The organism is Dysgonomonas sp. 37-18 (assembly GCF_001899125.1).
Lineage (GTDB): Bacteria > Bacteroidota > Bacteroidia > Bacteroidales > Dysgonomonadaceae > Dysgonomonas.
The window spans coordinates 15,100-28,743 of sequence record NZ_MKVC01000030.1; the positions used below are offsets into that span (position 1 = coordinate 15,100).

Here is a 13,644-nt window from a genome sequence, read left to right on the forward strand (position 1 = left end):
TTAATCTATTCTCTGTTTAGCAGTTGCGATAGTTTATATAGGTTTCCATGTCTTTGTCGCCACGCCCTGATAGGCAAAGCACAACTACATCGTCGGCATTGAATTGCTTTTTGTTCAGAGCACCCAGAGCATGAGCCGATTCTATGGCAGGTATTATTCCTTCCAGTTTGGTGAGTTCAAAAGCAGCATCCATCGCTTCATCGTCTGTCACGGCAAGTACTTCAGAGCGACCGATCTGGGCAAGGTGTGCGTGCATCGGTCCAATTCCCGGATAATCCAGTCCGGCTGATATGGAGTAAGGCTCTTCTATCTGTCCGTCTTCCGATTGCATGAGCAGTGTTTTACAGCCATGTATAATACCTAATCTGCCTAAGTGGATCGTTGCAGCCGACTCACCTGAGTCTATCCCTTTTCCGGCAGCTTCGGCAAGTACGATCTTTGTTTGGGGCTCATCTATAAAGTTATAAATTGTCCCCGCTGCATTGCTCCCTCCCCCTACACAAGCAATAAGATAATCAGGTGTTTCTCGATCTTCTTTTTCTAAGAGCTGCTTACGGATCTCTTCGCTTATTACAGATTGCAGACGTGCTACCATATCGGGATAAGGATGAGGCCCTATGGTAGAACCAATCACATAATAAGTATCGGATGGATGACTGCACCAGTCACGGATAGCTTCATTCGTTGCATCTTTCAATGTCATGTTTCCACTGGTTACAGGAACTACCGTTGCTCCCAACATTTCCATCTTCTGTACATTGAGCTTTTGACGGGCAACATCTGTTGCTCCCATATATACAATGCACTCCATATTCATCAGAGCACATACTGTAGCAGTGGCTACGCCATGTTGTCCTGCTCCTGTTTCGGCAAGTATGCGTGTCTTACCCATACGGCGGGCTATAAGGATTTGTCCCAAAGCATTGTTTATCTTGTGCGAGCCTGTATGGTTAAGATCTTCACGCTTGAGATATATCTTGCATCCGTATTTTTGGGAAAGCCTATTTGCTAAATAGAGAGGTGATGGGCGTCCTGCATAATCTTTTAACAGGTCGTTATATTCTTTCTGAAAGCTGGGGTCGTTTATGATATCCAGATATGAGTTCTTTAATGTTTCCACATTGTCATATAAAATCTCAGGGATATATGCTCCCCCAAATTCTCCATAAAAGCCATTTTTATCAACTGCGAATTTTTCCATCTTATATAGTGTTTATTTTATTGTCATAAAAAAAGCCTATCGTGAGTTACGATAGGCTTTGTATTTTAAAAATTTTCTATTTGTAAATACACACCGATTTGGCTCACGACTTTTTGAGTTGAGAGTGCCACCACCAATATGTATTTGTTAATAGAAGATTCATTATACTTTCTTTTTGTTCTTGCAAAGATATAAAAAAAATGAAACGAACAAATGCTTGACATATATTTTTTGATTTGATTAAGAATTGTTTAAATTTTAATCCACCCTTTGCTTATCACTATGAAAGCTTATATCTTTGTTTAGACAGTATCAACCACCAAATTCTATTCGTACATAATAAATATTTAAACATGAAAAATATGCGTAATTTTATTCTCTTCCTCCTTATCCTATTCTCTATCTCAGTGAATGCCCAACACAAGTCTCTAAGCTTTAATAACAATGGTAAATTTAAGATCATCCAGTTTACCGATATCCACTATAAGAAGAATGTTCCCGAATCGGCAGTTGCCTTAAAGCTAATCAGTGAAGTGCTTGATGCCGAAAAACCGGACTTAGTTGTATTCACAGGTGATGTTATTTATGCGAAGCCTGTAAAAGAAGGGCTTGATGATATCTTCAACCTTGTGATAAAAAGGAAGATACCTTGGGTCTATGTATTCGGAAACCATGATGACGAACACGAAACGTCTCGTCAGGAACTCATGGATTTCGTAACCCTCAAACCATACTGTCTTGCTCAGGCAGGAGACAAGTCTTTGAACGGAGTAGGGAACTATATCCTTGAGGTGAAGGGTGCTTCGGAAGATAAGGTAAAGTCGGTTCTTTACTTTTTCGATTCGGGAGCTTATACCCCTATCAAAGAGGTTGGTACTTATGACTGGCTTGCATTCAATCAGGTAGAATGGTATAGAGCTCAAAGTGCTGCATACACTAAGCAAAATGCCGGAGTGCCTTACCCTGCTCTTGCCTTTTTCCATATCCCGTTGGTTGAGTACTCTATGATGAAAGCTGAGAAATACGACCAGCTGATAGGAAGCCGTGATGAGAAAGAATGCCACGGAAAGATGAACACCGGAATGTTTGCAGCCATGCGCGAAGCCGGAGATGTGATGGGTACTTTTGTAGGGCACGACCACGACAACGATTATATAGGAGAATACTATAACATATATCTCGCTTATGGACGTTATTCGGGAGGCAATACCGAGTACAATAACCTAGGTAAGAACGGATGCCGTGTCATAGAACTCGAAGAAGGCAAACGAACTTTCTCCACTTATATCCGACTGTTGGGAGGTGACAAATTATACCCTGTAACTTACCCTGATACATTTGCCAAAAAAGCAGAAGTAAAACAATAGAATAAATGTAGAGAGGCTGCCAAAAAACAGTCTCTTTACAATTCTACTCCTTCATATTTGGAAATGACTGAACGCCATACGTCGGGTATGCGCATCGATGATTGTGTATCTGCATCATAAGTCACGAAAACGGATTCGCAACGGCATTTTACTTCATCGTTTTTTACACTTCGTATTTGTTGAAGGAATACGCCGCTTTTGTCGCCCAGCTTTGTAATCTTGGTATCAACAACAATCTTTTCTTTGTAATAAATCGGGGAAAAGAAATCCACGTCGATATGTGCCAGTACAATCATTCCCTCAATCCAACTGACCGAAGCAGGCTTGATTACTTCAAAATAATTGGTTTTCCCTAAATCAAAAAAACTGAAGTATATATTGTTGTTTATATGTCCTAGTGCGTCTATATCGTTGAACCGGATTTGAACCGGGAGTGTAGCTTTAAATGTTTCTGGTTTTATTTCCATTCGTCTTATCTGAATACTATATCGTTTACAACAGGCATGCCTGCATGTTCATTCAATTTTGTTATTAATTTATCTTTAGCCATCATGAGCTCGGAACGTAATACCGATGAGCTGAGCGAGACATACAATACCCCATTCCGCAGGTAAATATTTGTTGTATAAGATGAAATCATAGACCCCAAAAGCTTCGACCAGCCTGTAACAGCCCTGCTCTCGGCAAACTTTCTTTTGAAGAATTGATTCTCTTCAAAAAACTGTCTGAGTACTTCACCTATACTTTCTGTATTTCGTTTTCTCATACGGCTTTATTATTCTTTTGTACGACTTCGCCACCGCTTACTTCGTAGAGGTGATAACTGCTGTTTGTATGTGACAGTATTTCGTCGAGATGTTCACGGTTTGTATCGGTAACGAATATCTGCCCAAAGTCTTTATCCAATACAAGCTTCACTATTTGCTCTACACGTGTCGAATCCAGTTTGTCGAATATATCGTCGAGCAACAGCACGGGAGTTGTTTCGGTTGCCTTTCGTAGAAAATCGAATTGGGCAAGCTTCAACGCAACAACGTATGTCTTGTTCTGACCTTGCGACCCTACTCGTTTTATCGAATATCCATCCATCTGCATATCCAAGTCATCTTTGTGCACACCGATACTCGTGTACCCTAATATGCGATCTCGTTCCCGCTTTTGTTTCAGCGAACGAGCAAAGTCTGCATCGTCGAAATGTGATTCGTACCGTAGCTCTACTTTCTCATTTGATAAACAGATAAAATCATAGAAACGTTGAAAGATAGGAATGAATTTCTCAATAAAATCTTTTCGTTTGGAATAGATAACCTTTCCCTCTTCTATCAATTGCTCGTCCCAAAGGTCGAACAAGGTTTCGTCGATATACGAATCCGTTTTCAGGAGTGCATTACGCTGTTGCAATGCTTTATTGTAGCGTATGAGAGAATGTAGATATTCCTTGTCGAACTGCGAAAGGAACATATCCATAAATTTTCTTCGCTCGTCACTTCCTCCATTTATAAGTTCGGTGTCGGAAGGTGAAACCATGATAAGAGGCAGAAAGCCGATATGATCGGATAGACGTTCGTATTCTTTTTTGTTCCGCTTGAATTGTTTCTTCTGTTTCCGTCTGAGGCTGCAAAAGAACTCTTCTTGCTTGTCGCCCAAAACATACCATCCTTGTATAACGGCAAAATCGGCATCGTGCCTTATATTTTGGCTGTCGATGGGGTTGTTGTGGCTTTTGCAAAACGAGAGATAATAGATGGCGTCCAACAGGTTTGTTTTACCCATACCGTTACTACCCAAGAAGCAATTAATCTTGGGAGACAGACTGAGTTCTGCCTGCTCTATATTTTTATAGTTGAGTATGGATAACCGCTCTAATATCATGCTCTGTAGAATTAATAGAATACAAAAATACGATTTTTTGTGAGGGTTACTAAAGTTTTTAATCCAATAGTTACATCTAAACATCAAAGGTAATAAAGCGGTATCAGTGTAACGTGTTTGTTCTTATTTGTTTACTATGAAAAAGGTGACAAAAGTGACACTTTTCAGTCTGGTCGTATTATGTCACCTTCTTTTACTTCGCTCCTTTTCACTTTTCGGTACAGATGGGGCGGAGGGAGACAGTAATCCCTGATAAAGACATATTCCGATTCTTCTTTCTTTTGGGTTATTGGTTCCTCTTCTTCTTCAATCTGTACATCCTGCAAATTATCAGAATGCGATATCGGTTCGGTCGGTTCAGAAATAAGCTCTTCCTTTTCTATTTTCTTTTCGACCGGTACATTATTATTCATTAGTTTCTCCCGCAGTTCATTCAAACTATCCCTCGTTTTGGGGTCTTGTACGATTATCGTTAAGGGTTGGCTGTGCTCTTTGTTCTCTTCTTCCTTCGTTTCGTTGTGCGACAATACCAGCCTGATAGCATGGGTATCGGGTGCATATTCTTTTTGTCTGATTACCCGGGTTTTCAGTACTAGTTTGTCGGGATTCTCTTTGTCAGGTACATAGGTAGTCCGTATCTCGGTGAGGGTGTAGCCTTCCAGCTTTTTCTTTAACGATCGGCGGGCAGTGATCGCCAAAGCCTCATCTCTGGTTTCAATTGCCGCTTCTATTGCTTTTCTAAATTCGGGTTTCTTGTCTCTCCATTCATAGAATGATTTGCGGGTTATTTTCAGGTGTTTGCAAATCTCTGTGATCGAATATGTGTCTTCTTCTATCAGCGAGACAATCTTTTCTGCCAGTCTTTCTGTGTACTTTGCCATATCTGTTATAATAATGTTGTTTATAATAGATAATTATTTAGAAAAGTGATGAATAAGCACGAAAGAGGTAGGGGCAGTGGCTTGCCCCTGCCCGTTTATATTCGGGCGACCACAAGGGATCGCCTCTACAGTTGCCAGAACAATTTGTGGATAAAAGAACGGTAAGTGATAAATAAAAAACGGTCGGAAAAAATCCGACCGTTTATGATGATGAATCCGCTTTTTAGAGTTTTGTTTATAACAAGAAGTTATTTTATGTTCGAAACACTTCTTTGAGCTGTAATTGCTGAGCTCTTAGGTGTTGCCTTACGTGTTGTGAAATCAAACTCGGTAGACTTGTTGCCGCTGAATGATTTCCATTTCAATTTTAACTTCACTGTTTTACCTTCCGTATCCGGCAAGTTGTTGATATTAAATGCTACTAGCCCATCAGCTTCACGTCCATAGGTATCTCCACTCGCATTATGTCTGAATTCCAGTTCATAAGGGTTTGAAGGATTTGTGTTTACTAACAGGTTTACGTAATGCGTCTTACTTGCATCGCCGAACAAAGTTCTGAATCTGAGAGTAAGATAGCCGTCTTCGGCAATAGTTACCCAGTCGTTCACTATTTCGATAGGATCTGTTCCGTATTTTGCATCGTTTTCAGCACCTAGGTTTGGAACGGTTTGCTTTGTAAGGATACTGTCTATCCAGTTTATATGTATAGCTTTCGTGTATCCTTGGCTAGGTTTGTCTACTTCGTCGTAGTTGACAAGTGCCCTGACTTCTCTGTTGCCGTAAGGCGAAGTTGTCATATTGGTAGGCAGCAATGTTGTCTTTTCGTCCAGCTGTAAGAAAAAAGAATTTCCGTCAGTCGGCTTTACAGTTACAAGTGCATTTGGATACCTCCAGCTTGTGTTGTCATCATCATCCAAACAAGACTGAAAAACGATAGTCATGCCGATGATCCCAATAGTCATTAAAAAAAGTTTCAACGCTTTCATAGTTCTAACATCATTAATTATTGATTCTATAATATATGATGAGTTAGATGTCAGAAAAGTTGCAGCATGCTATAATTAAAATATATTAATAAATATCTCATCTATTAACAATACGGGATAATATAGCCTGTACTTGATTGGTTGCCCCTATCTGATAGCCGGGGAGATACTATGAATGATGGATGTCTTTTTTACAGAAGTTTAAACGTGTACCCTTGTTCTTTTAGCCATTCTATACTTTGGGGTAAAGCATATTTCATGTTCTTCTCGGCTTTTAGCGAGTCGTGAAAAACGATCACAGAACCATCACGGGTATATCTTTTTACGTTTTCGAATACCTTTTCAGGAGTCATTAGTTTACTGTAATCTCTGGTAACAACATCCCACATCACAATTTTATAATAACGTCTCAGGGTAAAGAACTGAGGTACTCGCATGTGGCCATGTGGCGGACGGAATAGTTCCGAATCGATATATTCCGAAGCCAGTCGGGTATTTTCAAGGTATCTTTTTGAGAGTTTTCGTATACCTTGTACATGGTTGAAAGTATGATTTCCTACACGATGCCCTCTTTCCAATACCATTTTATAGATATCGGGATGTTTGCGAACATTGTCTCCTACACAGAAAAATGTCGCTTTAATTTCATATTTGTCCAAAAGATCTAATACCCACGGGGTAATGTCAGGTATCGGTCCATCATCGAATGTGAGATAGACTGTTTTTTGTCCTTCTACAGGTTTACGCCACAATGCTCCCGGAAACAGCATCCGGTATATCTTAGGGGGTTGTTCTATTAGCATAATCGATATAATAAACAAACAGATAATCGTAAGTATTCACGATTATCTGTTTGTTTATTTATTCTAGTTAGATCTGTATTTTTGCAAAAGACGAGGATTATATTTCTGCATCAGACCGGCGATGTGTTCGGCCATTGCATGTTCTTCTTTTTCCGCTATAGTATCTTCACCCGACAGGTAGAAGCCTCTCATTGTTACTCGCATAAGAAAATCGAGAGGGTGTCTGCTTTCACTGAAACTTACACCATTGCTAAGGTATAGCTCAGATAGGCTCATCAATTTGTTGAGGAGCACTTTATATTTAGCTCTGTCGTAGCGTTGATAGATATCCAAGATCTGAATTTCGGTATTTATATAATCCCGTATATCAGAACTACATGTGATCATGTCTGTTTGTTTCATGCTGGCGTACCATTCCAAAGATCCGTTTGATCTGTACATGATTTCGTCTATTATTTTTTGAGCCTTGTCAGCATGTCCGAGTTGGTAATATGCTTCAGCAAACATAACAGATTCTCCACCGCGCGGAACAGTGTTGCCCGGTATTTTTGTTATACATGCATCAAGTGCTTGGAGTGCTTTCTCATTGTCGCCTTTTTCTAACAAGGCAGAGATGAGTTCGCCAAACAATACACGGAACGTGCGGCACATTCTCAGGTTGTTTTCATCCAGATATACTTTCGGATTTTCGATACCTCCCCATTTGTACTTGTTGACCATATTGTCGAACATCACATCGGTATTTACTCCTGTACTGTCTGCTACACCCGGAATGATACGGCATATAATACCTTCTTTGATCGATTGTTTCTCCAATTTCAAAGGTGGCTCGCCGATAGTCATCGCATAGTAGATGCCACGTTTCCAGTCGTCATTGTTGATATTGTTCAACATTTCCAATATCATCATTTCCTGTCTGTAGATACCGCCCTTGTTGTCTCCAAGATTAAATATAAACTGAGATTGAGGGCTTGCACCCATTTTCTTCCAGTCTACTTTCGATTCATTCACAGACATTTTCAATACACTACTTGGTATTACAACGCCTTTGTCGATGCCGAATGGATTACGAGGGGCGTAGTTGTCTTTTGTTTTCAGTATATCCAATACCTCGCTTACTTGCATGGTATCTTTATATGCTGATGTATCATAATAGTCGTTGAAGTTGATTCTTCCCAGCCATGCTCCGTCTTGTGAGTTTTTGAGCTCACGGGTAATAATGCTTTCGATATCTTTTCGAGAAAGAACGTAAGCCGATTGTCCTTTAGACCCTTGATAGCGGTCTGATTCCCAATTGATAGGCAGTGGCGACGAATCGTATGCCTGACGGCGCATTTGGTCTACATACCAGTCTGTTTGCAGATAGCTGAGGTTACATACACGCACATCAGTACGGAAACCTTCTACTTCCTGAGCATACCACAATGGGAATGTATCGTTGTCTCCCATCGAGAATAAGATACTATTCGGCTCGCATCCTCTAAGGTAGTTCATCCCAAAGTCACGCATTGTATATCTGTCAGAGCGATCGTGATCGTCCCAGTTTTGCCCTGCCATTTGTATCGGTATAAACAGCGAGAGAGCTGTGGAGATTCCGGCTGCTACTGTGCTTGGTACCCATTTGCTTAATGTTTTCCATATAAAGGCGACACCGAACCCGATCCATATACAGAAGGCATAGAACGATCCGGCATAAGCATAGTCACGCTCACGTGGTTCGAATGGTTGCTGGTTCAGGTATATGATAATAGCGATACCTGTCATAAAGAATAGCATAAACGTTACAAGGAACTGTTGCTCTCCTTTACGTCCTTTGGTCAATTGGAAAACAATACCGAGAATACCCAGTATGAGCGGCAACATGTAATATTTGTTGTGTCCTTTGTTCTCTGTAATATCCGGAGGAAGATTCCCCTGTGGTCCACGTCCTAGTAATTCGTCAATAAAGCTGATACCTGTAATCCAGTTACCGTTGCTTATATTTCCTACCGACTGAATATCATTCTGGCGACCGGAGAAATTCCACATGAAGTAACGGAAGTACATAAAGTCTAGCTGGTAGCTAAAGAAGAATTTCATGTTCTCAAACATTGTCGGAGGTACAGATGGGTCTTTAATGTTGGCCCAGATCTGATAACCCAAAACATGTCTGTCTTCGGTAGAATACATACGAGGCAACAGCATATTGTTAGTTGTAGCGTATGTTGGGATAGTACCTGTTACTACGTATTCATCTTTTTGGTCAGGTGACTTCTTTACTATCTTATCATATGTTTTCTTTTCGCTTTCAGGTGCTGCCATTCTGCCTGTAGAAGGATCTTTCTTCTCGGTTGAAGCATACGTTCTGCCATAGAATAGCGGTCTGTCTCCATACTGTTCACGGTTGAGGTAACTTGCCAGCGTAAATACATTTTCGGGTGAGTTCTGATCCATCGGAGTATTCGCTATCGAACGGATAGGTATTAAAGCAAACGATGAATAACCTACTAGTATAACAAGTAGACACAGAACGGTTGTATTCAGAAAACGAGCATTGATTCCTTTATAAAAGAATAAGAAGCCAGCGAGTGCAGCAATCAAAACGATCCACAGTACTACACTAGAGCCTATAAATACAACGCCGCTTAGAGCTAAAGCAATAAATGTAGCAATTTTGGCTCTTTTGATACTTCCCTTCGACGAAAGAGTTTCATATATTGCCCAAACAATAGAAATTACTGTCAGTAGAATATATGATAACGCACCTGTATTATATGAGAATCCGAGGCTATTGACAAACAGCATTTCGAACCATGCTCCTACTTTTGTAAATCCCGGGATAATACCATACATAAGAATTACAATAAGCAACAGTGAGCCTGCCAACGCCAGCAATATGCCTTTTACATCAGCATGTTTTGCTTTTTTGAAGTAATATACCAAAACAATGGCAGGGATACAAAGCAAGTTAAGCAAGTGGACACCGATAGATAATCCCATCGCATAGGCTATAATCACAAGCCACTTGTCTGCTCCCGGCTGATCGGCACGGTTTTCCCATTTCAGGATTAACCAGAATACAAGGGCTGTAAACATAGACGAGTATGCATACACTTCACCCTCGACAGCCGAAAACCAGAATGTGTCGGTAAATGTATAAGTAAGAGCTCCAACCAATCCGCTTCCGATGATGGCTATAAGTTGCCCCATAGTCATTTCTTTGTCGGTATCGGTATATATGAGCTTTTTAGCAAGATGTGTAATAGTCCAAAACAAAAATAGGATGGTGAGTGCACTTAATAGTGCAGACATACTATTTATCATTGCAGCAACTTGGCTGGGATCGGAAGCAAATAACGAAAAGAACTTCCCTGTGAGCATAAAGAATGGCGCACCGGGTGGGTGTCCAACTTCCAATTTATAGGCTGAAGTAATAAACTCGCCACAATCCCAAAAACTGGCTGTAGGTTCAATTGTCATCAGGTAAACAATAGCGGCTACGGCAAAACTAAACCAACCAAAAATATTGTTTATCAGGTTATATTTCTTCATAATGAACAGTTATTGAATGATATGCTGCTTGATTAAACAGTTGTTTTTTATACATTTGGGTGCAAAGATAGTTAAATCACTGAAAGTATTATTTTTTATTGCTTGGTTTTTAGTTGCTAAATTCAAAAACTTCTTAAAATAGAGGGTTTTCCTTTCTCTTTGAAACAAGCAGTTAGATGATGAGTCACATTTCTTTAAATAATATGCGGGTATGTGTTCTTATTTTTTTCTACATTTGCTAAACAAACTAAGACTAAAAAATGAAACAATAAATAAAACTATGATGAGAAAATATTATTTCCTGTTCTTGGCTTTGGCCGTAAGTTTCTTTATGGTATCGTGCTCAGGTAAATACGATGGAGCTATATCAAGCTATATCGAGTCTACTGAAGGACAAACTTCGAAAATAGAAGTTAAGGTAAATGAAGTAAAGGAGTTAAAGAAAGTAACGGTAGGCGACAGTATCAACTTCCTTAACATGAAGGCTGAAAAGGAATTGAAAGCACGAATCGAACAAGCAGAGAAAGAATTGGCGAGCTATCAGCAAGATCTTGTGAGAATAGGCACATCGTCGAAAGTTGTAACTGATGCTTATACTGTGCAATTGACAAAGACTCAGCAAACGATTGACTCACTGAAAGCTGTAAAACCCGAACCTACTCGATTGTACGAAGGACAAAAGACCGATCAGGTTTTGGCTGTCGTTGTAGAATGTAAGTATACAGTAACCAATGAGGCTAAAGAAAAAACAGACGTTGTGAAAAACTTTGTATTATCTACAGATGGCAAAACTTGCTATGGTGTAACAGATAATCCTGATATGAGTGCAGAAAAATAAATTAAATAATATATACGTTTGTAAAAGCTTCACTCTCTATCTGGTGAGGCTTTTTTGTTAAATAGATGAATAAAAAAGTTTATTTTTATACTCGATGCAACTTTTTGAATTTAACTCGCATCTTATTTAATAGAGAGAAAAACGAATGGACGAACTGCAATTAATCACCGGATGTAAACGTGGTGAGTCATGGGCTCGTAAAGAACTTTATGAGTTACATGCTCCTGCCATGATGTCTGTTTGCATGCGGTATGTTAATGATAGGGAGACAGCTAAAGATTTAATGCAGGATGGGTTTGTAAAGGTATTTACTAAAATACATACCTATTCCGGAACGGGTTCTTTTAATGGTTGGATGCGTCGGGTTTTTGTAACAACTGCTCTTGAGCATTTGCGCCGCAACGATATACTTCGGGTGACTTCAGATATAAATGAGTATGACGAAGCAATGGAAAGCGGTGATGTTTCGGCATTGGAACAACTCTCTGTGAATGAGATATTGGCTTGTGTGGCTAAATTGCCTAACGGGTATCGCACTGTTTTCAACCTGTTTGTGATCGAGGGATATTCGCATAGTGAGATAGCGGATATGCTTGGTATAAACGAAAGTACATCCCGGTCTCAGTTTATAAGGGCCAGGAAAATTTTACAAAAAAATGTGGAATCTTTAATTATGCATGAAAATGCAGCAGAACGAAAAAAAATATAAAGACCAACTTGACGATTTCAGTAAATTGATAAAGCAGCGGCTCGAAGATCACCGTATGCCTGTCGATGAAGATAGCTGGAATGCAATAGAGCAGCGCATCAAACCTGTGAACAACAGGCGTACGATGTGGTGGACTATTGCAGGGGCTGCTGTTGCCGTCATTTTGTTAGTCTTGTTGATGTTGCCACTCAAAGAACAGGACTATATTACTCAAATAGGCAGTGGTGCAACGCCTGCTAAAATAACAACATCTGTAGAAAAAAATAATATTGCCGTAAATGGCAAGGATAACGTCGTAAAAGAAGAAAATAAAATAAAAATAACTAAGAAATCTTCAGGAAGCGTCCGGTTGATTTCGCAACAAGTAAGTGAAGCAGTATTGATAGATGACAGTTCGTCCGGCACAACGAAATCTGTTGAAAATTCTCTGTTAATGATAGATACTGTGCAGCTTGCTCAAATTGGCAATTCTCTTGGAGTTGCGGAGCCTGATAGCGAATCCGATTTACCTGAAGTAAAGAAAGATTCTGTTCCTTCTCGTGTTTATAAAGATGTAAAGAAAAGTAATGAACCAACTAGAATCCTGATTGAAAAATCGAAGAGACAAGACAAATGGTTATTAGCCGCTTCTTTCTCTTCGGGAGGAAGCGCTTCATTTGGAGGAGGGGGACCGGATAAGAATGGTTATTATTCTATGATGAATTCCCTTCCTTCGAGTGAGAGCGGTGCACTTTCTGATGGAGGACATAATTCATACGGAAAGGAGTTTTTGGATTACAACGACTTTACAAATGTTAGTCACTCTGTTCCGTTATCATTTGGTGTTACTGTTCGTAAAGATCTGACTGATAGGATAGGTTTCGAAACCGGGTTGGTATATACTTACTTGTCTTCTAAATTTAGGAGGAGTGGAACTTCTTATCACACTGCCAAGCAAGAATTGCATTATTTAGGTATTCCACTCAATGCTGTTGTGTATCTCTGGAATAACCCGAATTGGAATATATACGTATCTGCCGGAGGAATGGTAGAAAAAGGCTTGCGAATGAATTATTCGCAGAGCGTTATACAGCGAGAAGAGTCTAATTCTTTAAATTATTCTACCCATCAGAGTATTCGTGGGCTTCAATGGTCTTTAAATGCTTCTGTGGGTGTAACATATAAATTTTATAGTGATTGGGGAATATACTTCGAACCCCGCTATTCTTATTTCTTTGACAATAATCAGCCGTTTAGCATACGTTCAGAAAACTCTCATGTCTTTGGAGTGAGTGGAGGTTTGAGATATTCGTTTTAGAATTATCGCTATAGAAAAGTAAATCAAATTTTTAATTTTGTTGGAGCATCAGTTTTTTTATAGCTGGTGCTTTTTTATGGATAGTTTCTGTGTTGTATATAAGTATGTTACGAAACGATGTTGATAACTTTATAGAAATATAAGCGGTGATATAAGTGT

General features: G+C 39.7%; 12 protein-coding genes. 4 read left to right on the forward strand and 8 right to left on the reverse strand.

Going from position 1 to position 13,644, the window contains the following annotated elements:
* Window positions 1-16: 16 nt before the first annotated feature.
* A complete protein-coding gene (trpB, locus tag BGO84_RS10910) occupies window positions 17-1,201 on the reverse strand; it encodes a tryptophan synthase subunit beta (RefSeq protein ID WP_291029195.1) in 1,185 nt (394 codons plus the stop codon).
* 362 nt (window positions 1,202-1,563) lie between these two features.
* Here trpB and BGO84_RS10915 point away from each other — a divergent pair, with 362 nt between their 5' ends.
* Complete coding sequence (locus tag BGO84_RS10915; protein ID WP_291029197.1) at window positions 1,564-2,568, forward strand: metallophosphoesterase family protein; 1,005 nt, start codon at window positions 1,564-1,566, stop codon at window positions 2,566-2,568.
* A 35-nt stretch (window positions 2,569-2,603) separates the two neighbouring features.
* On the opposite strand, the gene BGO84_RS10920 is transcribed toward BGO84_RS10915, so the two are convergent.
* The 7 genes from BGO84_RS10920 to BGO84_RS10950 all read right to left on the reverse strand — a co-directional run bounded on the left by BGO84_RS10920 (window position 2,604) and on the right by BGO84_RS10950 (window position 10,641).
* Entirely contained in the window at window positions 2,604-3,035 is a 432-nt protein-coding gene (locus BGO84_RS10920; RefSeq protein WP_135103626.1) for a thioesterase family protein, read from the reverse strand.
* Between the two features lie 5 nt (window positions 3,036-3,040).
* Window positions 3,041-3,334 carry a DUF721 domain-containing protein gene (locus tag BGO84_RS10925; RefSeq protein ID WP_135103627.1) on the reverse strand — a complete coding sequence of 98 codons (294 nt, stop codon included), beginning with the start codon at window positions 3,332-3,334 and terminating at the stop codon, window positions 3,041-3,043.
* Window positions 3,331-4,440 (reverse strand): DNA replication/repair protein RecF, encoded by a 1,110-nt coding sequence (locus tag BGO84_RS10930; RefSeq protein WP_135103628.1) that lies wholly within the window; start codon window positions 4,438-4,440, stop codon window positions 3,331-3,333. The genes BGO84_RS10925 and BGO84_RS10930 overlap by 4 nt, the downstream gene beginning before the upstream one ends.
* A 164-nt stretch (window positions 4,441-4,604) precedes the next feature.
* Entirely contained in the window at window positions 4,605-5,321 is a 717-nt protein-coding gene (locus tag BGO84_RS10935) for a hypothetical protein (protein WP_291029199.1), read from the reverse strand.
* 248 nt (window positions 5,322-5,569) lie between these two features.
* Window positions 5,570-6,307 carry a NigD-like protein gene (locus BGO84_RS10940; protein WP_135103630.1) on the reverse strand — a complete coding sequence of 246 codons (738 nt, stop codon included), beginning with the start codon at window positions 6,305-6,307 and terminating at the stop codon, window positions 5,570-5,572.
* 191 nt (window positions 6,308-6,498) lie between these two features.
* On the reverse strand, window positions 6,499-7,110 hold the full coding sequence (locus tag BGO84_RS10945; RefSeq protein WP_283686839.1) for a polysaccharide deacetylase family protein: 612 nt from the start codon (window positions 7,108-7,110) through the stop codon (window positions 6,499-6,501).
* A gap of 63 nt (window positions 7,111-7,173) precedes the next feature.
* Complete coding sequence (locus BGO84_RS10950; protein WP_252638200.1) at window positions 7,174-10,641, reverse strand: DUF2723 domain-containing protein; 3,468 nt, start codon at window positions 10,639-10,641, stop codon at window positions 7,174-7,176.
* Window positions 10,642-10,921: 280 nt separating this feature from the next.
* Here BGO84_RS10950 and BGO84_RS10955 point away from each other — a divergent pair, with 280 nt between their 5' ends.
* From BGO84_RS10955 to BGO84_RS10965, 3 genes are all read left to right on the forward strand, one after another.
* A complete protein-coding gene (locus BGO84_RS10955) occupies window positions 10,922-11,479 on the forward strand; it encodes a hypothetical protein (protein WP_283686837.1) in 558 nt (185 codons plus the stop codon).
* A gap of 145 nt (window positions 11,480-11,624) precedes the next feature.
* Window positions 11,625-12,188: a sigma-70 family RNA polymerase sigma factor gene (locus tag BGO84_RS10960; RefSeq protein WP_006842213.1), complete on the forward strand. Its 564-nt coding sequence runs from the start codon at window positions 11,625-11,627 to the stop codon at window positions 12,186-12,188.
* The gene (locus BGO84_RS10965; protein ID WP_291029201.1) at window positions 12,163-13,485 is read left to right on the forward strand and encodes a porin family protein; all 1,323 of its coding nucleotides are present in this window, start codon (window positions 12,163-12,165) and stop codon (window positions 13,483-13,485) included. The genes BGO84_RS10960 and BGO84_RS10965 overlap by 26 nt, the downstream gene beginning before the upstream one ends.
* Window positions 13,486-13,644 lie beyond the last annotated feature (159 nt).